The organism is Nocardiopsis alborubida (assembly GCF_012396365.1).
GTDB lineage: Bacteria > Actinomycetota > Actinomycetes > Streptosporangiales > Streptosporangiaceae > Nocardiopsis > Nocardiopsis alborubida.
On record NZ_JAAXPG010000044.1, the window covers coordinates 1 to 22720 of the forward strand.

Consider the following 22720-nt stretch of genomic DNA (forward strand, 5'->3'; position numbering starts at 1 on the left):
TGGTGCTCGCCGGTGGCGAAGACGTCCAGGCCGACCTCCTCGGCCTTGAGCGCGATGGTCACCATCGCCTTGACGCGCTCGGCCTCGGTCGGCGTACGGCCGGTGGTGGGGTCGGTGGTCACGTCACTCACCGAGAAGATTCCGAACTGCATGGCCCGCTCCCCTAGGTATCTTCCAAAGAAGTAGTTTCCGATTAAACTATCACGCGGAACGCCCCGGCGCCGCTCCCGTATTCCCCCCGCGCGCGCCGCCCGGTGGGTCCGCGTTCATCCACAGGCACGCTCCGTACCCACCGAATGTCACTCTCCCCTGGTATCCCTGGAAAAGCCGACAACGGCACGGTCACCGGGCGTCACGGCGACCGGAACGGCTGAACACGTGAAGGAGGAGGGCGCACACCCCGGCCCGCGCGCCCGCAGCCCCATGGCCATCACCCTCGATCCCCGACGCCGCCTTCCCCACCAGGACCGAGACCGGACCGACCGCGACCCCGTGGTGCTCGCCGACGCCCTCGGCGACGTCATGACCGCCCTCACCGACGTGGACCCCGACCTGCTCGTCGTCACCGACCCCAGAGCCTGAGTTCCGGAGCGGGGCCCGGGGTGACCGTCAGGAACGCGGCCGCCCCGGGGTCGGCCGCGCCCCGGACGGCCTTCCGGGGCGCGGCACCGCCCGGGTGACGGCGTAGGCGCGCGTCACCGCGCTGGACGATCCCCTCAGGCGGGAACCACGCCCTCGGGGTGCTCGGACAGGAAGGAGCGCACCAGCTCGATCGGACCGACGAGGTGGGCGTTGAACTCCGCCAGTTCCCCGGCGGGCACCCACAGCTCCAGGATCGTGCGCCCGCCGGCCTGCCGCACCGGATAGCGGGAGGCGAAGTCCGCGTCCACCCGGAAGCGTGTGACGTGCCCCTCGCCGTCGCGTGGCAGGTTCCACTCGCGGGCGATGCGCACCGCGTAGTCCTCGTTGAGCACGGGGTAGAAGATCGGCTGCTCAGGCAGGCGCGGCGGCCACTCCCGCCAGCCCGAATCCCTGACCAGGGCGAGTTCCGCGGGCCCGGTGGGCCGCCACAGGGTGAGGGTCGCGGGCATGGGAGCCGCCTCCTTGGGTAGGGCGTGGTCAGGAGCTTAGGAAGAGCGGGGACAGTCCGCACCCGCTTTTTACCGGACGATCCGAAAATCGGTCCGTCCAGCGGGAACACCTCCTACAGACGAAGCGTTCTTACAGGTGAAGCGCCCCAGACCGACCCCGATCCCCACCACCCGCACCCAACCCGCAGGTCCTGTGAGGCGCACACCACAATCCATGCGCGGATGTCAGCGCTCGTGTCGGCAATGGGGGTTTCCGGCACGTACTCAGTCGCTACATCCGCCTTCCCAGCGGCCAGACCGCACTCAGTGCACCCTGGCCGCGCCCGCTGTGGCCCGCGTTGGGGGACGCGGGCCACAGCCATGTCCGGGGCCTCCTTCCCCTCCCCCTCCGGTCCCACGGTCCGCCCGCACCCGAACGGGCCCCGGCACCCCGTGGTCACCAGAAGTGACACAGTGGGAGCGCACACGCATCCCGCCCCTTCCTGGGGCCCGGCCGTCCCCACGCGCCGGGCCGCACCGGTCCGCTCCCCTTCCTCCCGGCACCGACGGCCGCCGAAGGCGTGTCCGCCGCACGACCGCGTGGCGGACCCCGGCCGCGGCGGCGACGGAAGCCCGGACCGGTCCGCGAGGGGCACACGGCGAAGGAGCCCTCCTTGAACAGACCGAACGAGTTCCCCCGGGGCCGACCGGTGGTGCTGCGCGGCGGCACGGTGCTGCCCATGGACGACGCGCGCACGGTCCTGACCGACACCGACGTCCTGGTGGTCGACGACCGCGTGGCCGCCGTGGGACCGCGCCTGCCGGTGCCCGAGGGCAGCGCCGAGATCGACGCCCGCGACGGGCTGGTCATGCCCGGCATGATCGACACCCACCGCCACATGTGGCAGACGGCCATGCGCGGCTACGGGGCCGACTGGACCCTCGCCCAGTACTTCGTCTGGTACTACCTCGAACACGGCACGCGATTCCGCCCCGTCGACGTGCACGCGGGCAACACGCTCGCCGCCGTCGAGGCCCTGGAGGCCGGGGTCACCACCGTCGTGGACTGGTCGCACGGCCTCCAGACCCCCGAGCACGCCGACGCGGCCGCCGACGCGCTGCTCTCGGTCCCCGGCCGCCACGTCCTGGCCTACGGCAACATCCAGCGGGCGCCCGCCGAGTGGGCCACCAGCCCCGACCTGCGCGCCTTCGTCGAACGCCACCGGGGCGACGACATGCTGGGCCTCCAGATCGCCTTCGACGTCACCGGCGACCCGGAGTTCCCCGAGAGGCCCGCCTTCGAGGCCGCCCGCGACCTGGGGCTGGCCGTCACCACCCACGCCGGGGTGTGGGGCGCCACCGGCGACGACGGCGTCCGGCTCATGCACGAGCACGGCTTCATGGGGCCCGAGACGGTGTACGTGCACGCCGCCTCCCTGTCCGCGGACTCCTACCAGCGCATCGCCGCCACCGGCGGGTCGGTGTCGGTCTCCACCGAAAGCGAGCAGAGCGCCGGCCAGGGATACCCGCCCACCTGGGCGATGCGCGCGCACGGCATACCGGTGTCGCTGTCGGTGGACAGCAGCGTGTGGCAGAGCGGGGACCTGTTCAGCGCCATGCGCGCCACCCTGGGCGCCGACCGGGCCCGCGAGCACCAGGAGGCGCACGGGCGCAGCGACACCGTCACCCACAGCGCCCTGCGCGCCGACCAGGTGGTGGAGTGGGCCACCCGGGGCGGGGCCGCCGCCCTGGGCCGCGACGACCTGGGCCGGATCGCGCCCGGCGCCAAGGCCGACCTCGTGCTGATCCGCAACGACGACTCGCCCGTGTCCTTCCCCCTGCTCAACCCCTACGGGCACATCGCCCTCCAGGCCCAGCGCGCCGACGTGCACACGGTCCTCGTCGACGGCCGGGTGGTCAAGTACGAGCACCGGCTGGTGGGCGTGGACCTGGCCGCCGTGCGCCGCGGTGTGGAGTCCACCGTCGAGCACCTGCGCTCCTCGGTCGGGGAGGAGGCCTGGGCCGGGGGGATGAACCCCGACATCCCCGAGTCCAAGGTGCTGGACAATCCCTACACCTACACCGACTACCGGGACTCCGGCACCCGCGGGCGGTGAGCGCTCCGCCCGGGCGACGACCGGCCGGTGCCAGAATGTGGGTTCCGGCCGGGCCAGAGGCGTCGGCGGCCGGGCCATGAGGCGCGGCGTCCCTCCTGGAGGGCGCCGGGCGGCGGCGCGAACCGGAGGAGGCAGATGTCGGAGAACGGGGCGGGCGCCCATCGGCACCCGACGATGGCCGACGTGGCCGCGCACCTGGGGGTCTCGCGGCAGCTGGTCTCCCTGGTGTTGGGCGACCGCCCGGGCCCGAGCGCGCGGACCCGTGAGCGGGTCCTGCGCGCCGCCGAGGAGCTGGGGTACCGGGCCGACACCGCCGCACGGCTGCTGCGCCGGGCGCGCAGCCGGCAGGTGGGCGTGCTCTTCGGCCTGGAGTACCCGATGGACGCCCACCTGGTCGAGGAGCTCTACCCGGCCGCCGCCGAACTCGGGTACGGCGTGGTGCTGAGCGCGATGGCCAGCACGCGCAGCGAACGCGAGGCGATCGACGAGCTGGTGGGTCTGCGCTGCGAGGCGCTGATCCTGATCGGCCTGTCCGCGGAGGCGCCCGCGGACCTGGCGCGGGTCGCCGAACGGGTTCCCGTGGTGGAGATCGGCCAGCGCACCGGCGCGGAGGGGACCGACAGCGTGGGCACGGACGACGCCGTGGGCGTGGGCCAGGCCGTCGGGCACCTGGTGGAGCTGGGCCACCGGGACATCGTGCACGTCGACGGCGGCGGGCTTCCGGGGGCCGGTGGGCGCGCGCGGGGTTACGCCGAGGCGATGCGCGGTTACGGCCTGGGCGGGCGCGTCGAGGTCCTGCCCGGCGACTACTCCGAGGAGGCGGGCGCGCGGGCGGCGCGGGTGCTCCTGGCGAGGGAGGCCCTGCCCACGGCCGTGGTCGCGGCCAACGACCTGTGCGCGTTCGGGCTCCTGGCGACACTGGTCCGCGCCGGGGTGAGCGTGCCCGGGGACGTCTCGGTGGTGGGCTACGACGACAGCCGGACCGCGCGGCTGTCCTTCCTCCAGCTCACGTCGGTGCGCCAGGACGCGGCGCGCATGGCGCGGCTCGCCGTCCGGTCCGCGTCCGAGCGCCTGGACGACGGGCGCACCGAGAGCAGGCACCTGCTGCTGGAGCCCGCCCTGACCGTGCGCGGCAGCACCGCTCCCCCGCGCTGAAGCCGCTGAGGCCCGGGACCGCCCGTGGCCGGTGATCCGCTCCGGTGCCTCCGTGGCGGCGGGGCACGGCCCGGCGCGCGAAAGGCCTGGCGGCGGGGCACCGCGTTCTGCGGCAGGTGCTGCCGGGGCGCCCGTGGCCGGTGGTCCGCGACGTTCCCGAGGGCGGGCGTGCCGCTAAGAGCCACATCACACGCGCGGACGGTTGGCACAGGTCCGGAAAAGTCCGACACTGGAATTGGCACGTGCCAAATCACCCTCCGCTGTCATCCGGCCCCGCCAGGCCCCGGAAAGCCCGAAACCCCGCGACCCGCGGCGCCCGGCACCCGTGAACCCCGACCGACCCTTCGAAGGGGACCCGCCCATGCCTCTGGCCCTGCTCGCCCTCGCCGTCGGCGCGTTCGCCATCGGCACCACCGAGTTCGTGATCATGGGACTGCTGCCCGAGGTCGCCACCGACCTCGGCGTCCCGGTCCCGACCGCCGGATACCTCATCTCCGCCTACGCCCTGGGCGTGGTGGTCGGCGCCCCGCTGCTCACCGCGCTGAGCACGCGGCTGCCCCGCAAGACGGCCCTGCTGGTCTTCATGGGGCTCTTCCTCGCGGGCAACCTCGCCACCGTCCTGGCCCCGTCCTTCGGCGCCGTGTTCGCCTCACGGGTCCTGGCAGGGCTGCCCCACGGCGCCTACCTGGGGGTGGGCTCGCTGGTCGCGGCGCACCTCGCCGGTCCGGGACGGCAGGCCACGGGTGTCTCACGGATGTTCCTCGGTCTGACCGTGGCCAACATCGTCGGCGTACCCGCGGGCACCTTCCTGGGCCAGGCGATGGGCTGGCACGCGGCGTTCCTGGTCGTGGCCGGGCTCGCCCTGCTCGCCGTGCTCGGCATCGCGGTGTTCGTGCCGCACCAGCCCGCGGCCGCCGGTACGGGCCTGCGCCACGAGGTGCGCGAGCTGGGCCGCTCCCAGGTCGTCCTGGGACTGGTCACGGCGGTCTTCGGGTTCGCCGGGGTGTTCGCCGTCTACAGCTACGTCTCTCCGATGATGACGGAGCTGGCGGGCATGTCCGCGTCCGGCGTGCCGATCGTCCTGGCCCTGTTCGGCACCGGCATGACCCTGGGTTCGCTGATCGTGGGACCCCTGGCCGACCGGGCGCTGCGCCCGACGATCTACGGATCGCTCGCCGCCCTGGCGGTGGTGCTGGTGGTGTTCACGGTGACCGTGCACAACCCCTGGACGGCCGCGGCGACGGTGGTGGTCCTGGGCGCGGTGGGGTTCGGTGTGGCCACCCCGCTCCAGGTGCTGGTGATGAACAAGGCCGCCGAGGCGCCGACCATGGCGGCGGCCTCCAACCACTCGGCGTTCAACCTGGCCAACGCCGCCGGGGCCTGGCTGGGCGGTATCGGGATCAGCGCGGGCCTGGGGTACACCTCCCCGGCCGCGATCGGCGCGGTGCTGGCCGTGGTGGGCCTGGGCATCGCGGTGTTCGCGGGCGTGCTGGACCGCCCGGGGCGGCGGCGCGACCGCGGCGACCGGGCGGTGGAGGTTCCCGAGCCCAGCGCCCTGCGCTGACACCCGGGCGCCGGGGCGGAGCCCCGTTCCGGGACCTTCGGCGGGCGCGCCTTCGGGTCGGGAGCGGGGCGCCGGAAGCCCGCTCGGGGCCTCCGGCGGCGCGGGCCCCGTCGGGGGTCCGCACCGTCCGGACCGACCGTCCGCCTACTCCACCCGGACGAACCGGATGAGGACGGAGTCCCCGAACTCCAGTTCCTCCCAGCCGTACCCGCTCTCCCCGAGGGAGGCGGCCGACGTGCAGGAGAGCAGCGACCAGGGAGACTCCGCTCCCGACAGCCCCGGGACCAACTCCCTCACCCCCACACAGGCCAGCTCGCGGTCCACGAAGTAGGTGTGCACCCCGGTGCCGCTGTGCCCCAGGGCGAACTCCGAACGCCCGCCCTCACTCCCCAGCAGCCCCGCCACTTCCATGGCGCGGTCGCACGACATCTCCCAGGCGTCCGCGCGCACCTGCCAGACGCGCTCGTAGAACTCGAACTCTCCGCAGACGGGCGCGTGGAGCACCTCCAGGCGTTCGCCGCCGGACTCCTCCCCCCGGTGGGGGTCGGCCACCTCCACGGACCCGCCCACCTCGGTGAAGTCGGCCCGCACCCGCCACAGGGCTCCGGTGTACTCCATACGCACCGGACCGCCCTGCGCGTCGACCTCCAGCAGGCCCTCCGCCTCCTCCTCGACCACCTCGCCGTCCACCACGAGCCGGGACGTGAGCGAGCCGGTGTACACGCCGCCCGTCCCCTCCCCGGGTCCGCCCGCCTCCAGGTTCTCCGACTCCGCCATCGCGCGCAGGGGGCCGGTGACCAGCTCGGGCCCCAGGTCCTCGGCGGTGGCCTCCCACGCGGGGTCCACCGGTTCGGACGCCTCGTTCTCCCCCAGGGCGGGCCCGTACACGTACAGCCGCCCGCCGCTGTCGGCGGCCGCGACGGACCCCTGACCCATCACCTCCCCGCTCGCCAGGAAGACGTCCTGGTCGGCCGCGTAGCGGTACTCCACGGTGGCCGTGCTCTCCTCCAGCACCGCCTCGACCACCCGGCCGGTCCGCGCGGCGACCTCCTCCGCGTGCGCGTCGCTGAAACGGCGCTCGACCTCGACCACGAATCCGCCGCCCTCCTCCAGGGCGGTCGCGGCGGCGGTGACGGCCTCCGCCGGAGCACCGCTGACCTGGTCGTAGACCACGTAGCCGCCGGTCGCGATCCCGGCGGTGACCAGCACTCCCGCACCGGCCAGCGCCACCTTGGACCCGGCGAGGGCGCTCAGGGTGCCGCCGGTGGCCCCCGCCGCCGTGGTTCCGGTGGCGGCGCCCGCGGCCCCGCCCGCGCCCGTCCCGGCACCCGCCCCGCCGAGCACGCCTCCGGTGATCCCGGCCGCGGAGAGCATGCCCACGGCGGCCGCCCACCCGGCGGGATCGTGCCCCGCGGAGTCGATCCCCCGCCAGTAGCCGCGCAGCAGGGCGCGCAGGGTCTCGGCGGCCGGGACCGCGCCGCCGCGTCCGCTCAGGCCGACCTCCTCGGGCTCGGGCAGCAGGGCGCGCATGAGCTCGACCGCGCGCGGGCGCAGCGCGGGGTCGGTGGACAGGGCGGCCTCCACCAGGGGGAGGACGTCGTCGGGGACGCCCGCCAGGTCGTGCTGTCCGGAGGTGACCCGCCGGCGCAGTTCCTCGGGGGTAGCGCGGCCGAAGGGGTCGCGCCCGGTGGCCGCGAGCGCCACCAGGGCGCCCCAGGCGAAGACGTCGGCGGCCGGATCGGCGGTGGCCCCGGTGTAGCGTTCGGGCGCCACCCAACCGGGGGTGCCGTAGGAGGCGCCCCGGTCGTTCGCGCGCCGGGTGCCGACGGCGGTGGCGATGCCGAAGTCGACGATCTTGGGCCCGTCCGGGGACAGGATGACGTTGCCGGGTTTGATGTCGCGGTGCGCGATCCCTGCGGAGTGCAGCGCGGCCAGGCCCTCGGCGGTGCCCGTGGCGAACACGCGCAGCATCTCCCCCTCCAGGGGGCCGAAGGCGCGCACGTGGGCGCGCAGGTCCCGGCCGGGGACGTAGTCGAAGGCGAGCCAGGGCACGCGGGCGGCGGTGTCCGCGGCGTGCAGGCGCGCGGTGCTCACGCCCCGGGCACGAGCCAGCATGTCCACCTCGCGGGCGAAGGCCTCGCGGTGGCCGCGCCCGCGCGCGAACCGGGCGTGCACGGTCTTGACGGCCACGCACCTCCCATCGCCGTCGAGACCCCCGTAGACGGCGCCCATGCCGCCCGCGCCGACCCGGCCCACGATCCGGTAGGGGCCGAGCCTTCGCGGGTCGCCCTTCTCCAGGGGCCTGAGGCCGGGCGGGAGGCCGGTGTCACGGGGCGGCGGGGGAACCGGGGCGGGGGGCGTGGCGCTCATGGGGTCCTTCTGGTGCGGCGCGGCGGAGGACGGCGTCCTCCGTACACCCGTGGGACGCGCGGTCTTCCCCTGGTGTTCGCGCCTCCTGCCCGGCACTGAGGCGCAGGATCGCCCAAGCTACGACGGAACCAGTCCCTGTCGGGGGAGATCGGCGAGGCGGCGCGGAGGTGCGGCGTGCAGGACCAGGACCGGTACCGTGAGCGCGCGGCCAGGCTGCGCGGGTTCCTCACGGAGGACACGGAGTTCTCCGCGACCGTCTCGGCACGTCGGCGCCTGTCGGTGCTCGGCCGGGCGGTGAACGACGCCGAGTCGGGCCTCTCACGGCTCGACCCTCTGTTTCCCGAGGTCAGGGCGCGCTACATCGACGCGCTCCACCTCGCGAAACCGAGGTCCAAGCGGCTGCGGGCGTTCGTGGGAACCGCGATCCAGGAGGCCTGCGAGACGCACGGGCCCGACTCCCCGCTCGTGTCCGGGCTGCGGCTGGTCCAGAGGCGGGGCCCGGCGCGGGCCGCCAGCAGGGCGGTCGAACGGAAGGTGGACCGGGCGGAGGAGAAGGTGGCGGGGCTGCACGGCGACGGCCCGCACGGCGAGTACGCGTCGGCGGTGTGCGAGCTCGCCGAACTCTATGGTGAGGCGGGCCGCTACGACGCGATGATCGGCGCCTACGACCGGCTGATGGAGGAACGCGCGCGGCTCGACCTGGACGAGGACCGCATGACCCGGCTGGAGGAGTCCGTCGCCAACACCTACTACCTCCACGCCGAGGTGGCCCGTGCGACACCGCTGGTGGAGGGTCTCCACGCCAGGGACGGCAGGAGCCGCCGACCGGACGTGCCGTTCGACGACCTGGTCGACGGCGCGTTCGTGCACCTGTTGCTGGCGCGGTGCTACCTGGCGACCGGGCGGCCCGCCGCGGCCGAGGAGGTGCTGCGCGAATCCCTGGAGCGGCTCCGGCGGCACGACCACCGGCTGGCCGACGCGCACTTCCACCGGTTGCGGCACCGCACCACGTACGAACTGGGTTCGGCGCTGTGGAAGCGGGGCCGCGCGCGGGAGGCCACCGCGTTCCTCGAAGAGGCGCACGGGTTCGTCGCCGGACCGGGGTTCGCGGACCGGCAGGCGGCCTTGGTCTACCACAGCGCGGTGGTCTACAGCCTGCTGTGACGTGGCCGGGGACGTCCTCCCTCGCACGCGAGGGGGCCGGGACCGCCCTCGCGGTCCCGGCCCTCCCGCCCGCCCCGTCCCGGCGGCTAACCGCGCCGGGGCAGCGTGCGGCTGCGGCCACGGAACTCGGCGACGACCTCCTCGCCCCGGCGGACCGTGACGTCGTACAGGCCGCTGCGGCCGAACAGCGCCCGCTCCCGGGCGGTGGCCACCAGCACGTCGCCCTCCTTCGCCGGGGCCACGAAGGTCACGTCCGCCCCGGAGGCCACGGTCACCCCTCCCCCGTCCACGTTGCACGCGCACGCGAACGCGGTGTCGGCCAGGGTGAACACGAACCCGCCGTGGGCGATCCCGTGCCCGTTGAGCATCAGCGGCCCCACGGTCATCTCCACGACCGCCAGTCCGTCGCTGGCCTCGATCAGGCGCATCCCCAGGTTCTTGGACGCCATGTCCGCCTCGAACATCCGCCAGGCGGTCTCGTTGCGCGCGCTCACGCGTCGTAGTCCACGGTCACGGCGTCGGTCTCGGGCAGCGCCTGGCACGACAGCGCGTACCCCGCCTCCACCTCGGCCTCCGTGAGCGCGTAGTTGCGCAGCATCCGCACCCCGCCCTCGCACACCTTCACCCGGCAGGTGCCGCACACCCCGCCCTTGCAGGCGAAGGGCAGATCGGGCCGGTAGCGCTGCGCGGCGTCCAGTACGGGCACTCCGCGCGGCAGCGTCAGGGTGGTGGTGCGCCCGTCCAGCACGAGGGTCACCTCGCTGGCGGGCCCCTCCACACCGGGCTCCTCGTGGCGCGCCTGGGGCGGCGGCTCGGCGCCCTCCACGAAGAACAGCTCCTGGTGGATCCGCTCCCCCGGCACGCCCCGGCCCGCGAGCACCTCCCGGGCGTCGGTGACCATGCCGTACGGTCCGCACAGCCACCAGTGGTCGACGGCGTCGGCGGCCACGACCGTGTCCAGCAGCGCCTCCAGCTTGGCGCCGTCCAGGCGACCGGTGAACAGCTCGGCCTCGCGCGGTTCGCGGGAGAGCACGTGCACCAGCTCGAAGCGCGTCCCGAACGCGTCCTTGAGGTCGGCGATCTCGTCGGCGAACATCACCGTGTCGCTGCGGCGGTTGCCGTAGAGCAGGGTGACGCGCGAGTCGGTGCGGCGCAGCAGCGAGGAGGCCATGGACAGCACCGGGGTGATGCCCGAACCGGCGGCGACCATCACGTGGCGGGCCGCGGTGTCCAGGTCGGGGACGAAGCGGCCGGTGGGCGCGCCCACCTCCACCTCGTCGCCGGGGCGCACCTCGTTGACCAGCCAGCTGGAGAACAGGCCGCCCGAGACCAGGCGCACGCCCACGCGGGGCGCCTGGCCGACGGGGGCGCACACGGAGTAGCTGCGGCGCTCCTCCACGCCGTCCACCTCGCGGCGCAGGGTCAGCGACTGCCCGGCGGCGAACGCGTACTCCTCGGCCAGGTGGTCGGGGACGTCGAAGGTGACGGCGACGGCGTCGTCGCACAGGCGCTCGACGGCGGCCACGCGCAGCCGGTGGAACGCGCCCCGGCGGCGCGCGGCCGCGGGCGCGGTCTCGGTGACGGGTGTGGTCACGGTCAGATCTCCTTGACGTGCTCGAACGGTTCGAGGCAGGACCGGCAGCGGTGCAGGGACTTGCAGGAGGTCGCGCCGAAGCGGGACAGCTCCTCGGTCCGGCCGGACCCGCACAGCGGGCAGCGCGGGGCGGTGCGGGTGGGCAGCAGGGTCAGCGGCACCGGTCCGGCGGCCCGCGCGGGCGCGCCGCCCGGCGGGGAGATGCCGTGCTCGGCGAGCTTGCGCCTGCCCTCGGCGGTGATCCAATCGGTGGTCCAGGGCGGGGAGAGCGCGGTGCGCACCTCGACCCGGTCGAACCCGGCGGTGCGCACGGCGCGGTCCACGTCCGCGCGCATCTCGGCCAGGGCCGGGCAGCCCGAGTAGGTGGGGGTGATCCACACCGCGGCCGTCCCGTCGCCCTCGACCTCCACGCGGCGCAGGATGCCGAGGTCGGCCAGGGTGAGCATGGGCAGCTCGGGGTCGGTGACCGCGGCGGCGGCGCGCTCGGCGCGCTCGCGGGCCCGGTCCCGGGTGGTGGTCACCATGTCGCCTCCGGGTGCTCGCGGGCCACCTTCTGGAGTTCGTCCAGCAGGGGGGCCAGTTCGGCGGTGTGCTGTCCCCGGCGTCCGGCCAGGGCCGGTGCGGGGAAGGGCGCGGGGGCGTCCAGGCGCGCGGTGGTGAGCACCTGCGCCAGGACGGCGTGCACCTCCTCGCGCACGGTGGCCGGGTCCACGCCCACGCCCTGCCGGGCCATACGGGCCTCGACGGGGTGGGTGGCGAACAGCTCGCCGGTGAGCGGCCACACCTCGGCGACGGCGGCGGTCATGCGCTCGCGGGAGTAGGGGGTGCCGTCGCCCAGGCGCAGGGCCCAGGAGACCGCGTACTCGCGGTGGTAGGCCAGCTCGTTGACCGCCTTGGCCGCGACGGCGGCCAGCACGGGGTCGCGGCTGTCGGCCAGGCGGGCGAACACGGCCAGGCGGGCGCTGGAGAGCGTCAGCAGGGTGACGACGGCGCGGGCGAAGTCGCCGCGGGGCGCCTCGGCCAGGTGGACGTTGCGGAACTCGGCGGGGCCGCGCCGGTAGGCGAAGGCGTCCTCGTCGCGTCCGGTGCCGTCGGCCTGTCCTGCGCGGGCCAGCAGCAGGCGGGCCTGGCCGAGCAGGTCCAGGGCGATGTTGGCCAGCGCGACCTCCTCCTCCAGCTCGGGGGCGTCGGTCACCCAGTGGACGAGCCGCTGGGCCTGGACGAGCGCGTCGTCGCCGAGCATCTGGCAGTACAGCCCCAGGTCGGCTCCGTCGACCCCCTCGGGCAGGGTGGTGTCCACCCCGGCGAGGGCGTCGGTGAAGCCGGTGCCGAAGGCCCAGCGGGTGTCGCCGCCGTGCTCCTCGCTCAGGGCCGAGTAGATGTGGTCGCCACTCAATGTCGTTTCCTTTGGCCTCGTGTGCGCCGGTCGTGCCGCCGCCCTAGATGTGCGGGACGTCCTCGGGGATGGGGTAGAACGTCGGGTGGCGGTAGACCTTGTCGCCGCTCGGCGCGAAGTAGGGGTCCTTCTCGTCGGGGCTGGAGGCGGCGATGTGCTCGGCGCGCACCACCCAGATGCTCACGCCCTCGTTGCGGCGGGTGTAGAGGTTGCGGGCGTTGTGCAGGGCCATGTGGTCGTCGGGGGCGTGCAGCGAGCCCACGTGGACGTGGTTGAGGCCGCGCTTGCCGCGCACGAAGACCTCGTAGAGCGGCCACTCGGGGCGGGCCGCCCCGGAACCGGCCGTGCTGTCGTCGCTCATACCTCTGCCTCCTCGGGGCTGCTGTGCTTGCGGGCGTAGGCGGTGGCGGCCTCGCGGACCCACGCGCCCTTCTCGTGCGCGGCCCGGCGGCGCTGGACGCGCTCGGCGTTCTTGGGTCCGGCGCCGGAGACGACCTGCTTGAACTCCACCCAGTCGGGCTCGCCGAAGTCGTGGTGGCCGCGCTCGGCGTTCCAGACCAGCTCGGGGTCGGGCAGGGTGACGCCGAGCTTCTCGGCCTGGGGGACGGTCATGTCCACGAACTTCTGGCGCAGGTCGTCGTTGGTGTCGCGCTTGATGCCCCAGGCCATGGACTGCTGTGTGTTGGGCGAGTCGGCGTCGGGCGGGCCGAACATCATCAGCGACGGCCACCACCAGCGGTCGACGGCGTCCTGGACCATCGCCCGCTGCTCGGGGGTGCCCTCCATCATGCGCATGAGCAGCTCGTAGCCCTGGCGCTGGTGGAAGGACTCCTCCTTGCAGATGCGCACCATGGCGCGGGCGTAGGGGCCGAAGGAGCTGCGGCACAGCGGGACCTGGTTGCAGATCGCGGCGCCGTCCACGAGCCAGCCGATGACGCCCACGTCGGCGAAGGTCAGCGACGGGTAGTTGAAGATCGAGGAGTACTTCTGGCGGCCCTCGATGAGGCGTTCGGTCAGGTCGGCGCGGTCCACGCCCAGGGTCTCGGCGGCGGCGTACAGGTACAGCCCGTGCCCGGCCTCGTCCTGGACCTTGGCCAGCAGGATGGCCTTGCGCCGCAGGCTGGGCGCGGAGGCGATCCAGTCGCCCTCGGGCTGCATGCCGATGATCTCCGAGTGCGCGTGCTGGGAGACCTGGCGCACGAGAGTCCTGCGGTAGCCCTCGGGCATCCAGTCGCGCGGCTCGATGCGCTGGTCGGCGGCGATCCTGGCGTCGAACTCGGCCTGGAGGAGGTCGGCGTCGGGAGATGCCTCCTGGACCGTCTGGGTGCTCACTGGTTTCTCACCTCATTCATAACCGAACGTTCGGTCAGTAATTAGTATCCCCGGATTCCCCCGCCCGGGCAAGTCCGCCGGGCGGGGAAAGTACCAGCTCAGCTTCCGGTGAAGGCCGGCCTCTCCTTGGCCAGGAAGGCGCGCACCGCTCCGACGTGGTCGGCGGTCTGCCCCAGCTGGTTCTGGAGGTCGGCCTCCTCCTCCAGCAGCTCGGGCAGCTCGCGCCCGCCGACGGCGGCCGAGCGCACCTCCCGCTTGGCCGCGACGAAGGCGCTGGTGGGTCCGGCGGCCAGACCCGCGGCCACCTCACGGGCGCGCGCCTCCCAGGCGTCGTCGTCCACGACCTCGGTGACCAGGCCCAGCTCCAGGGCGCGCTCGGCGCCCACGACCGTGCCCAGCAGCATCAGCTCCATCGCCCGCGCCTGGCCCAGCGAGGCCACCAGGCGCGAGGCCAGCCCGGAGTCCGAGGCCAGGCCGATGCCGGTGAAGGCGGTGCCGAACTTGGCCCGGCGGGCCGCTACCCGCACGTCCCCGGCCAGGGCGAAGCCCAGCCCCGCGCCCACGCAGGCGCCGCCGATGCCGACCACGACCGGCACCTGGACGTCCTCCAGGGCCAGCACGATGCGGTTGTAGTGCTCGCGCACGGTGTCCAGCGCGTCCTGGGGGCGCTCCTCCAGGATCCGCGCGTGCTCGGCCAGGTCCTGGCCCACGCAGAAGGCCCGGTCCGAACCCAGCAGCAGCACCGCGCGGGCGGTGGTGGACTCCGCCGCCTGACGCAGCGCCGCCAGCAGCTCCTCCTTGACCCGCCGGGTCAGGGCGGGCGTGTTCAGCCGTACCGTGGCCAGCCCGTCGGCCTCGGTGAACTCCGCCGCCCCGGATGCCTGGTCGGCCGCCGTGTCCTCGCTCAACGCTCTACTCTCCCTCGTCCCAGGTGTGGAATCCCTGGCCGCTCTTGCGGCCCAGCCTTCCTTCGGCGACCATACGGCGCAGCAGCTCCGGAGGCGCGAACCGGTCCCCCAGTTCTGCGGCCAGGTACTCGGCGATGGCCAGGCGCACGTCCAGCCCCACCAGGTCGGTCAGGCGCAGCGGCCCCATGGGGTGGCGGTAGCCCAGCTCCATGGCGGTGTCGATGTCGGCGGGCGAGGCCACGCCCTCCTCGACCATGCGGATGGCCTCCAGTCCCAACATGACGCCCAGGCGGCTGGTGGCGAACCCGGGCGCGTCGCGGACCACGATCTCCGTCTTGCCCAGGGCGGCGACCCAGGCGCGGGCCGAGGCCAGGACGGCCTCGTCGGTCTCGGGCGCCACGACCAGCTCCACGAGTCTGGAGGCGGGGACGGGGTTGAAGAAGTGGGTGCCCAGGAAGCGCGCGGGGCGCTTGAGGGCGGCGGCCAGCTCGGTGACCGACAGCGAACTGGTGTTGGAGGCCAGGACGGTGTCCTCGCCCACGGCGGCCTCGGCGGCGGTGAGCACGGCGATCTTCAGCTCGGGCCGCTCCGGCACGGCCTCCACGACCAGCCCGGTGTCGGCCGGGATGTCGGCGGGGGTGGTGACCGTGTGCAGCCGGGCCAGGTAGGCGGCCGGTTCGGCGTCGACCTTGCCGCGCCGACGGGCCCCGTCCAGCCCGGCCGCCACACGGGCGCGACCGGCCTCGGCCGCCTCGGCGGTGGCCTCGACCAGCACCACGTCGGCGCCGCGGGTGAGGAACTGCTGGACGATCCCGGCGCCCATGGTGCCGCCGCCGACGACGGCGACGGTGGCGGGAACGCCCGGCGCGGCGCCGCTCCCCTGCTCGGTGGTGCTCAACGCTTCTTCCTCTCCAGGAAACGGGTCATGCGCTCGTGCTTGTCGGCGCTCTCGAACAGCACGGCCTGCGTCAGGTCGTCGGCGAGCGGGTGGGGCCCGTCGGCGTCCAGGACCATCTTGGTCATGCGCAGGGCCAGCGCGGAGGAGGCGGCCATGCGGTCGATCAGGGCGTGGGCGCGCCCGCGCAGCTCCTCGGAGGGCACGACCTCGGCGACCAGGCCGTGGCGCAGCGCGGCCTCTGCGTCCAGGCGGTAGCCGCCCAGCAGCACCTGCTTGGCCACCGAGGCGCCGACCAGCTCCCGCAGCCGCCAGCACGCGCCCGCACCGGCGATGATGCCCAGGCCCGGCTCGGGCTGGGCGAACACGGCGGTGGGGGTGGCGATGCGGATGTCGCAGGCGTAGGCCAGCTCGGCGCCGCCGCCCAGGGCGTAGCCGTCCACGGCCGCCACGGTGGGGGCCCGGAGGCGGTGCAGGCGCTCGAACAGGCGGCTGTTGATCCCGGCCAGCGCCTCCTCGCGGCCGCGTTCGCGCAGCTCGGAGATGTCGGCACCACCCGCGAACACGGTGCCGTGCCCGGTCAGGAGCAGGGGCCTGGGCTCGGCCTCGACGCGCTCGCACACCCGGTGCAGTTCGGCGATCATCGTCGCGTTGATGGCGTTGCGGGCCTCGGGGCGGTGGAGCTGGACCACCACGCGGTCCTCGCGCCACTCCACGTCCAGGGTAGTGAGGTCCCCGGCGGTGCCGTTCTCACTCACGGGCGCTCCACCAGCAGTGCGACGCCCTGGCCCACGCCCACGCACAGGGTGGCCAGGCCGCGGGCGGCGTCCTCGCGCTCCATGCGGTTGAGCAGGGTGACCAGGATGCGGGCGCCGGAGCTGCCCAGCGGGTGGCCCAGCGCGATGGCGCCGCCGTCGGCGTTGACGCGCTCCTCGTCCAGCTTGAGCTGGCGCATCACGGCCAGGGACTGGGCTGCGAAGGCCTCGTTGAGCTCCACGGCGCCGACCGTGTCCAGGTCCCATCCGACGCGGCCGAGCACCTTGCGGGTGGCCGGGACCGGTCCCAGGCCCATGACCTGCGGGGCCACCCCGGCAGAGGCGGAGGCGACCACGCGGGCGCGGGGGGTCAGGTCGTAGCGGCGCACGGCCTCGGCGCCGGCCAGGACCAGCGCGGAGGCACCGTCGGAGAGGGAGGAGGAGTTGCCCGCGGTGACGATGCCGCCCTCGCGGAAGACCGGGCGCAGCCTCGCCAGGCTCTCCATGCTGGAGCCGGGGCGCGGGCCCTCGTCGGCGGTGACCTCGCCGGCCTGGCCCTTGCGCCCGCGCACGGTGACCGGGGCGGTCTCGGCATCGAAGCGGCCCGCCTCGGCGGCGGCGACGGCGCGCTCGTGGCTGCGCAGCGCGAAGGCGTCGCACTCCTCGCGGGTGAGCCCTTCCAGGAGCGCGACCTCCTCGGCGGTCTCGCCCATGGACAGGGTGTAGCGCAGGTCGTCGGGGCCCGCGTCGGCGGGCGCCTCGGCGTCGGCCGCGGCGAAGCGCGGGTTGGTGAAGCGCCAGCCCAGGGAGGTGTCGGCGACCTCGCCCGGCTTGGCCCAGGGGGTTCCGGGCTTGGCCATCACCCAGGGGGCGCGGGTCATGGACTCCACGCCGCCCGCGACCACCACGTCGGCCTCGCCCGCGCGGATGGCCTGGGCGGCGGAGGCGACGGCGGTCAGGCCGCTGGCGCACAGCCGGTTGACGGTGTAGCCGGGCACGCTCGGGTCGAGTCCGGCCAGCAGCGCCGCCATGCGCGCGACGTTGCGGTTGTCCTCGCCCGCCTGGTTGGCGGCGCCCAGGACGACCTCGTCCACGGCCTCGCCGGGCACGCCCGCGCGGCGGACCGCCTCGGCGACGGCCGTGGCGGCCAGGTCGTCGGGGCGCACCGCTGCCAGGGCGCCGCCGTAGCGGCCCTGCGGGGTTCGCACCCCGTCGACCAAGTAGACCTCGCTCACGTGCGGCCTCCCGTGGTGAAGACGGTGGTCGGGGCCACCGTCGCCTGTGAAATCATCGACACCTCTCCTTGACACGGCTGCCCGGAGACTGCGTTAATGCATTAGTAACCGAACGTTCGGTCAGTAAGCAAGTCGGTCCGATCCGCGACGGACCGCGCCGCCACGAGATCCGCGCACCCACCCGCCCACCCCACCCAGGCCCCCGCGTCCTGGCGGGTCCCGCGCACAGTACACGGAGAGGCCCATGGCAAGCCACGACACCACCACGCTGTCGGCCGGAGCCACCGCCCGTCTGGGTCGGGCGCCCGCGCCCGAGACCCTGGACCCGGCCGAGCGCATGAGTGTCGACGAGCTGCGCGCCCTGCAACTCAGGCGCCTTCGGTGGACCCTGGAGCACGCCTACGCCAACGTGCCCCTGTACCGCCGCAAGTTCGACGAGGCCGGGGTGCGCCCCGAGGACCTGCGGGAACTGGCGGACCTGCGCCACTTCCCGCACACCACCAAGGCCGACCTGCGCGACAACTACCCCTTCGGGATGTTCGCCGTCCCCCAGGAGAGGGTCAGCCGCATCCACGCCTCCAGCGGGACCACCGGCCGCCCCACCGTCGTGGGCTACACCCGCGAGGACATCGACACCTGGGCCGAGGTGGTGGCCCGCTCCATCCGCGCCGCGGGCGGGCGCCCCGGGCACAAGGTGCACGTCTCCTACGGCTACGGGCTCTTCACCGGCGGACTGGGCGCCCACTACGGCGCCGAGAGGCTCGGCTGCACGGTCATCCCGGCCTCGGGCGGACAGACGGCCAAGCAGGTCCAGCTCATCCGGGACTTCGAGCCCGACATCATCATGGTCACCCCCAGCTACATGCTGACACTGATGGACGAGTTCGAGCATCAGGGAATCGACCCGCGTACGACCTCGCTCAAGCTCGGGATCTTCGGCGCCGAACCCTGGACCGAGAAGATGCGCACCGAGATCGAGGAGCGCTTCGACATCCACGCCGTGGACATCTACGGCCTGTCGGAGGTCATGGGCCCGGGCGTGGCCAACGAGTGCGTGGAGACCAAGGACGGCCTGCACGTGTGGGAGGACCACTTCTACCCCGAGGTGCTCGACCCCGTCACCCAGGACGTGCTGCCCGACGGGTCGAACGGCGAACTGGTCTTCACCTCGCTGACCAAGCAGGCCATGCCGGTGATCCGCTACCGCACCCGCGACCTGACCACGCTGCGCCCGGGCACGGCCCGGCCCATGCGGCGCATGGACAAGGTGACCGGCCGCAGCGACGACATGATCATCCTGCGCGGCGTGAACGTCTTCCCGACCCAGATCGAGGAGATCGTGCTGGGCCTGGACGGGCTGGCCCCGCACTTCCAGCTGGTGCTGACCAAGGAGGGGCGCCTGGACCGCATGGCGGTGCGCATCGAGGCGGCCCCGGACTGCACCGCCGAGCGGCGCGTGGCCCTGAGCGAGCAGATCGTGGCGACGGTCAAGGACAGGGTCGGCGTGAGCGTGACCGTGGACGTGGTCGACCCCGAGCAGATCGAGCGCTCGGTGGGCAAGTTCCGCCGCATCATCGACCAGCGCCCCAGGGGGTAGCGGGGCGCGGATGACGCACGGCCGCCGCGGGGCGGATGGGAGGACTCCGCGGCGGCCGTGTCATGTGTGCGGGCCCTCCCCGGCCCGAGCGGCCGTGTCAGGCCGCTCACCAACGCATGAGCGCCAACCCGCTGGCCATTCCACCGCCGAACCCGGTCAACAGGAGCGTGTCACCGGAGCGCACCTCGCCCGAGCGGACGGCCGCGTCCAGGGTGATGGGGATGGAGGCGGCCCCTGTGTTCCCGTACTCGTGCACGGTCGTGTGCACCCGCGCCGCGGCCAGACCCAGTTCCCGTGCGAGGCCCTCGATCATGTGCCCGTTGGCCTGGTGCGGGACCAGGTGGGCGATGTCGGCCTCGGGCACGTCGACGTCCTTGAGGAACGCGCGTACTGCGGGAGGGACGTGCTCGCTGACGAAGTCGCGCACACCGCGGCCGTCCATTTTGAAGTAGTGCTCCCCGTTGGCGAGGGTCGCCTCGCTGGCCGGAAGGCGGCTTCCGCCCGCCGGGACACGGATGAGGTCCCGGTGGGCCCCCGAACTGCTGAGCCTCGTGGCGATCACCCCCCGCCCGCGGGCCACCGGACCGAGTACCGCCGCGCCCGCTCCGTCGCCGAACAGCACCACCGTCCTGCGGTCGGCCGGATCGAGTATCCGGGAGTACACGTCAGCTCCGATCACCAGGGCGTAGCCGTCTCCCGACGCGCTGAGCGCGCGCTGCACCACCGACAGCGCGAAGACGAACCCGCTGCACACCGCGTTGATGTCGAACGCCGCCGTGTCCGGTGTGGCGCCGATCCCCTCGGCGACGGCGGTCGCCGTGGGCGGCTGGGGGGAGTCCGGGGTGGAGGTGGCGACGACGACGAAGGACAGGTCCGCCGGGCTGACCCCCGCCCGCTCCAGCGCCGCGCGCCCGGCCTTCACGGCCAGGTCGGACGTCGCCTCCCCGGGGTCGGCCCATCTTCGGTTCCGGATGCCGGTCTTGCGGAGGATCCAGGCGTCGTCGACCCCCGCAGGGGCGCCCACCTCGGTGTTGCCGATCTCCCGCGAGGGAAGGTGTGAGCCTGTGCCGATCACGCCGATCGGCACGTGCTGCCGGGTTCTGGTGTGTTCCATGTGCTCTCCGTAAGTCGTCAGGTGTTCCGGGAGGGGCGGATCCACCCGGTGCGGGCGGTGGTTCCGGGCGCGGCCGGGCCGGACGGTGGCCCGGCCGCGCCCCCGTCAGGCCCCGGTCCCGGAAGGGGCGGCGCGGGGCAGATTGACCAGGACCATCGCGCCGATGGCGACGATGAGCAGGGTGAAGTGCACCTGCTGAACCGCGGGCATCGCGATCCAGTACCCGAACCACAGGCCGCCCACGAGGAACATCAGGGCCAGTCCCGCCAGGGCGCAGAGCGCGATGTTGCCCAGGAGGGTCGCGCGGGTGCCGTCCCCGCGTCCGAACCACAGACGCACGTGCGCCGCGGTCGCCGCCCACAACAGCACCACGCTGAGCACCTGGTAGGCGATGACCGCGTAGAGCGCGGGGGCGGCCAGGCTCGCGGGGAGCGCCCGGCCGACGAGCCCGTTGCCGCGAACCGGGTCGGCGATCAGCCCCTCCATCGTCAGGACCTGCCCGATGAGTGCGGTGTTGGTTCCGCTGTCGGTGATGTTGTTGAGCATGATCAGGCTCAACCAGGCGGCCATACCGCCCAGGACCAGGGTCTGCGGATAGAGCAACCCCGTACCCGCGCGCGCCGAACGGACACCGGTGTCGGACCCGCGCCTTGTCTGTACCATCATCGAACTCCCGTCGGTGTGGGCCGCCCGGCGGAATCCGGGTCGGTGTGGGTGTCGGTCCCCGCCGACCAGCGCGCGAGCGCGCAGCCGCAACGGCACTCGTCTCCGTGGCGGAGGGGAACGTGCGCGGACGAGGCGCCGCCGCGGGAGGGCGGCGTCGAACGGGTCTCCAGCACGGGCCATCCGCGCGCGACCGCGTGCGCGCGAAGGTCCGGGTCGCCGGCGACGACGTGCGGGTGCCCGACGGCCTCCAGCAGCGCGAGGTCGCTGATGTGGTCCCCGTAGCCGTGGCTGTCCTGGAGGGAGAGGCCCCGGGAGGCGGCGAACTCCGCGGCCGCCTCGCCTTTGGCCCGGCCGATCATGGTGCGTGTGACCTCTCCGGTGAACAGGCCGCCGCGCACCACCGGTTCGCTCCCCAGGGCCGCGGTCGCCCCGAGCGCCTCGGCCAGCGGGTCCAGACAGGCGAAGAAGGAACCCGAGAGGAGGACGGTGTCCGCACCGGCGGCGCGGTGGCGGTCGAGTTCGTCCACGGCACGGGTGTGCAGGAAGCCGGGGTCCCGGACCCGTTCGGCGAACCAGCGCCTGCCGCTCGCGGCGACCGCGGCCCGGGCCTCCCCCCGGTAGAGGCGGTAGTAGGCGCGGTTGACGTCCTCGCGGGGCGTGCCCTGCCGTGCCCGCACGCGCAGTTCGCCCGCCAGACGGTCGTAGACCGACGGCGGTTCGCCGCGCTCACGCAGGTAGAAGGCCAAAAAGCTGAACATGCTCTTGTCCGAGATCAGAGTCTCGTCGACGTCGAAGAAGGCCCCGTATCGGGGTCTGTACCGCGGTTGGCTCTCCAACACGGCGTTTCCTCCCTGTGTCAGGTGTTCACGGATGGCTGTGGACCGGACGGCCCGGTGGTTCCGCGCGAGAGGCCTCAGGGCAGGGAGGCGGCGGCGGGCTCGGGCTGCCTGGCGGGCGTGCTCGCGAGCATGTGGTCGAGGGCCCGTTCGGCGCGGCGGTGCTCGACCCCCTTGAGCACGGCGGTGTCGAAGGCGGTGAAGGCGACCTCGGAGCGCGCCGAGCGGCGACCGCCCTGCTCGATGTCCACACGTGCGGTGAACTCCAGTCGCGCGGGGTCGGACAGCTCGGCGGACTGGATGAGGTAGCGGATGCGCGCGTCGACCGGGAAGAGGAAGTTCTCGAACGTGGTCGCCAGGGAGTTGACCACGAAGTAGTAGTGGCGCTCGGGCCAGCGGTGCGTGTAGTACCGCTCGGTGACGGCGAGGAACATCTGGCGCGCCGCCTCGACCACGACCATGCCCTGGGTGTGCTGGCCGGTCTGGTGGTCGAGCAGCAGCTCGTTGTTCTGGTGCAGGCGCAGGTCCGCGTGGAAGATCTGGTCGTCATGGCGGCCGAGGTCGGCGATCAGCACGTTCTCCTCGCGGTGCTTGTGCGCCTCGGCCCGCTCGGCGAGACGGGGAGGGTGCTCCTGGAGGATGACGCGCTCCTCCAGGCCGCGGCGTCTGAGCACGCCGCGGATGTGCTCCCACTCGTACTCGCCTATGCCCTGACCTGTTCTGAGGGCCACCGGGCCGGAGACCTCGTCGTAGGCTCCCGCCCTCAGCGCGCCCAGGAACGCGCTGAGGGTCTGGACCCGCTCATGCACCGCGAATCCGGCGAACCTGTCTCCCACAACACAGAGGGAGGAAACGACCTGACTGGACATCGCACACACCTTTCTGATCTTTGAATGCATTCGGATGTCCTCCTTTTCCCCGCGCACGAAAGGCCAACGGAGGAAAGAAAGGA

Annotated in this window: 22 protein-coding genes and 1 pseudogene; 6 read left to right on the top strand and 17 right to left on the bottom strand. The window is 73.7% G+C overall.

Annotation, left to right across the window (positions count from 1 at the left end):
- Nucleotides 1–152 (bottom strand): annotated as a pseudogene (locus HGB44_RS32240) (LLM class flavin-dependent oxidoreductase); the annotation flags it as partial.
- Nucleotides 153–378: 226 nt separating this feature from the next.
- On the opposite strand from HGB44_RS32240, the gene HGB44_RS29595 reads away from it, so the two are divergent.
- The gene (locus tag HGB44_RS29595; protein ID WP_061082440.1) at nt 379–582 is read left to right on the top strand and encodes a hypothetical protein; all 204 of its coding nucleotides are present in this window, start codon (nt 379–381) and stop codon (nt 580–582) included.
- Between the two features lie 134 nt (nt 583–716).
- Here the strand turns inward: HGB44_RS29595 and HGB44_RS29600 are convergent, their stop codons facing one another.
- Nucleotides 717–1091, bottom strand: a complete 375-nt coding sequence (locus HGB44_RS29600; RefSeq protein WP_061082439.1) for a hypothetical protein — start codon at nt 1089–1091, stop codon at nt 717–719.
- A 653-nt stretch (nt 1092–1744) separates the two neighbouring features.
- Here HGB44_RS29600 and HGB44_RS29605 point away from each other — a divergent pair.
- From HGB44_RS29605 to HGB44_RS29615, 3 genes are all read left to right on the top strand, one after another.
- The gene (locus tag HGB44_RS29605) at nt 1745–3187 is read left to right on the top strand and encodes an amidohydrolase family protein (RefSeq protein WP_061082438.1); all 1443 of its coding nucleotides are present in this window, start codon (nt 1745–1747) and stop codon (nt 3185–3187) included.
- A gap of 135 nt (nt 3188–3322) precedes the next feature.
- Complete coding sequence (locus HGB44_RS29610) at nt 3323–4342, top strand: LacI family DNA-binding transcriptional regulator (RefSeq protein ID WP_061082437.1); 1020 nt, start codon at nt 3323–3325, stop codon at nt 4340–4342.
- A gap of 361 nt (nt 4343–4703) precedes the next feature.
- Complete coding sequence (locus HGB44_RS29615) at nt 4704–5906, top strand: MFS transporter (protein WP_061082436.1); 1203 nt, start codon at nt 4704–4706, stop codon at nt 5904–5906.
- 144 nt (nt 5907–6050) lie between these two features.
- Here HGB44_RS29615 and HGB44_RS29620 read toward each other — a convergent pair whose 3' ends face one another.
- Nucleotides 6051–8276 (bottom strand): serine/threonine-protein kinase, encoded by a 2226-nt coding sequence (locus tag HGB44_RS29620; protein WP_061082435.1) that lies wholly within the window; start codon nt 8274–8276, stop codon nt 6051–6053.
- 174 nt (nt 8277–8450) lie between these two features.
- On the opposite strand from HGB44_RS29620, the gene HGB44_RS32765 reads away from it, so the two are divergent.
- Complete coding sequence (locus tag HGB44_RS32765; protein ID WP_061082434.1) at nt 8451–9440, top strand: tetratricopeptide repeat protein; 990 nt, start codon at nt 8451–8453, stop codon at nt 9438–9440.
- A gap of 86 nt (nt 9441–9526) precedes the next feature.
- Here the strand turns inward: HGB44_RS32765 and paaI are convergent, their stop codons facing one another.
- From paaI to HGB44_RS29675, 10 genes are all read right to left on the bottom strand, one after another.
- Nucleotides 9527–9934, bottom strand: a complete 408-nt coding sequence (paaI, locus tag HGB44_RS29630; protein ID WP_061082433.1) for a hydroxyphenylacetyl-CoA thioesterase PaaI — start codon at nt 9932–9934, stop codon at nt 9527–9529.
- Nucleotides 9931–11034: a 1,2-phenylacetyl-CoA epoxidase subunit PaaE gene (gene paaE, locus HGB44_RS29635; RefSeq protein ID WP_061082432.1), complete on the bottom strand. Its 1104-nt coding sequence runs from the start codon at nt 11032–11034 to the stop codon at nt 9931–9933. The genes paaI and paaE overlap by 4 nt, the downstream gene beginning before the upstream one ends.
- A 2-nt stretch (nt 11035–11036) precedes the next feature.
- Nucleotides 11037–11558: a 1,2-phenylacetyl-CoA epoxidase subunit PaaD gene (gene paaD, locus HGB44_RS29640; protein WP_061082431.1), complete on the bottom strand. Its 522-nt coding sequence runs from the start codon at nt 11556–11558 to the stop codon at nt 11037–11039.
- The gene (gene paaC, locus HGB44_RS29645; RefSeq protein ID WP_061082430.1) at nt 11552–12430 is read right to left on the bottom strand and encodes a 1,2-phenylacetyl-CoA epoxidase subunit PaaC; all 879 of its coding nucleotides are present in this window, start codon (nt 12428–12430) and stop codon (nt 11552–11554) included. The genes paaD and paaC overlap by 7 nt, the downstream gene beginning before the upstream one ends.
- A 43-nt stretch (nt 12431–12473) precedes the next feature.
- Complete coding sequence (gene paaB / locus HGB44_RS29650; protein ID WP_061082429.1) at nt 12474–12791, bottom strand: 1,2-phenylacetyl-CoA epoxidase subunit PaaB; 318 nt, start codon at nt 12789–12791, stop codon at nt 12474–12476.
- Nucleotides 12788–13762, bottom strand: a complete 975-nt coding sequence (gene paaA / locus HGB44_RS29655; RefSeq protein ID WP_061082428.1) for a 1,2-phenylacetyl-CoA epoxidase subunit PaaA — start codon at nt 13760–13762, stop codon at nt 12788–12790. Before paaA ends, paaB begins: the two co-directional genes overlap by 4 nt.
- Nucleotides 13763–13860: 98 nt before the next feature.
- Nucleotides 13861–14670 carry an enoyl-CoA hydratase/isomerase family protein gene (locus tag HGB44_RS29660; RefSeq protein WP_061082427.1) on the bottom strand — a complete coding sequence of 270 codons (810 nt, stop codon included), beginning with the start codon at nt 14668–14670 and terminating at the stop codon, nt 13861–13863.
- A gap of 4 nt (nt 14671–14674) precedes the next feature.
- Nucleotides 14675–15568: a 3-hydroxyacyl-CoA dehydrogenase family protein gene (locus HGB44_RS29665; protein ID WP_061082426.1), complete on the bottom strand. Its 894-nt coding sequence runs from the start codon at nt 15566–15568 to the stop codon at nt 14675–14677.
- Nucleotides 15565–16323, bottom strand: coding sequence for an enoyl-CoA hydratase/isomerase family protein (locus tag HGB44_RS29670; RefSeq protein WP_061082425.1), 759 nt, complete (start codon nt 16321–16323; stop codon nt 15565–15567). Before HGB44_RS29670 ends, HGB44_RS29665 begins: the two co-directional genes overlap by 4 nt.
- The gene (locus HGB44_RS29675; RefSeq protein WP_061082424.1) at nt 16320–17555 is read right to left on the bottom strand and encodes a thiolase family protein; all 1236 of its coding nucleotides are present in this window, start codon (nt 17553–17555) and stop codon (nt 16320–16322) included. The genes HGB44_RS29670 and HGB44_RS29675 overlap by 4 nt, the downstream gene beginning before the upstream one ends.
- A gap of 244 nt (nt 17556–17799) precedes the next feature.
- Here HGB44_RS29675 and paaK point away from each other — a divergent pair, with 244 nt between their 5' ends.
- Nucleotides 17800–19152 (top strand): phenylacetate--CoA ligase PaaK, encoded by a 1353-nt coding sequence (gene paaK / locus HGB44_RS29680; protein ID WP_061082423.1) that lies wholly within the window; start codon nt 17800–17802, stop codon nt 19150–19152.
- Nucleotides 19153–19258: 106 nt separating this feature from the next.
- On the opposite strand, the gene HGB44_RS29685 is transcribed toward paaK, so the two are convergent.
- The 4 genes from HGB44_RS29685 to HGB44_RS29700 all read right to left on the bottom strand — a co-directional run bounded on the left by HGB44_RS29685 (nt 19259) and on the right by HGB44_RS29700 (nt 22604).
- Nucleotides 19259–20266 carry a 3-oxoacyl-ACP synthase III family protein gene (locus HGB44_RS29685; RefSeq protein WP_061082422.1) on the bottom strand — a complete coding sequence of 336 codons (1008 nt, stop codon included), beginning with the start codon at nt 20264–20266 and terminating at the stop codon, nt 19259–19261.
- A 105-nt stretch (nt 20267–20371) separates the two neighbouring features.
- Entirely contained in the window at nt 20372–20932 is a 561-nt protein-coding gene (locus HGB44_RS29690) for a DUF2165 family protein (protein ID WP_082768529.1), read from the bottom strand.
- Nucleotides 20929–21771 (bottom strand): HAD family hydrolase, encoded by an 843-nt coding sequence (locus HGB44_RS29695; protein WP_231972568.1) that lies wholly within the window; start codon nt 21769–21771, stop codon nt 20929–20931. The genes HGB44_RS29690 and HGB44_RS29695 overlap by 4 nt, the downstream gene beginning before the upstream one ends.
- Nucleotides 21772–21845: 74 nt before the next feature.
- A complete protein-coding gene (locus tag HGB44_RS29700) occupies nt 21846–22604 on the bottom strand; it encodes an AfsA-related hotdog domain-containing protein (protein ID WP_061082419.1) in 759 nt (252 codons plus the stop codon).
- Nucleotides 22605–22720: the final 116 nt, after the last annotated feature.

Bases quoted from the DNA above. Each gene is read 5' to 3' on its own strand.
- HGB44_RS29600 (WP_061082439.1), bottom strand. From the start codon at position 1,091: ATGCCCGCGACCCTCACCCTGTGGCGGCCCACCGGGCCCGCGGAACTC.
- HGB44_RS29610 (WP_061082437.1), top strand. From the start codon at position 3,323: ATGTCGGAGAACGGGGCGGGCGCCCATCGGCACCCGACGATGGCCGAC.
- HGB44_RS29615 (WP_061082436.1), top strand. From the start codon at position 4,704: ATGCCTCTGGCCCTGCTCGCCCTCGCCGTCGGCGCGTTCGCCATCGGC.
- HGB44_RS29620 (WP_061082435.1), bottom strand. From the start codon at position 8,276: ATGAGCGCCACGCCCCCCGCCCCGGTTCCCCCGCCGCCCCGTGACACC.
- paaD (WP_061082431.1), bottom strand. From the start codon at position 11,558: ATGGTGACCACCACCCGGGACCGGGCCCGCGAGCGCGCCGAGCGCGCC.
- paaB (WP_061082429.1), bottom strand. From the start codon at position 12,791: ATGAGCGACGACAGCACGGCCGGTTCCGGGGCGGCCCGCCCCGAGTGG.
- paaK (WP_061082423.1), top strand. From the start codon at position 17,800: ATGGCAAGCCACGACACCACCACGCTGTCGGCCGGAGCCACCGCCCGT.
- HGB44_RS29685 (WP_061082422.1), bottom strand. From the start codon at position 20,266: ATGGAACACACCAGAACCCGGCAGCACGTGCCGATCGGCGTGATCGGC.
- HGB44_RS29690 (WP_082768529.1), bottom strand. From the start codon at position 20,932: ATGATGGTACAGACAAGGCGCGGGTCCGACACCGGTGTCCGTTCGGCG.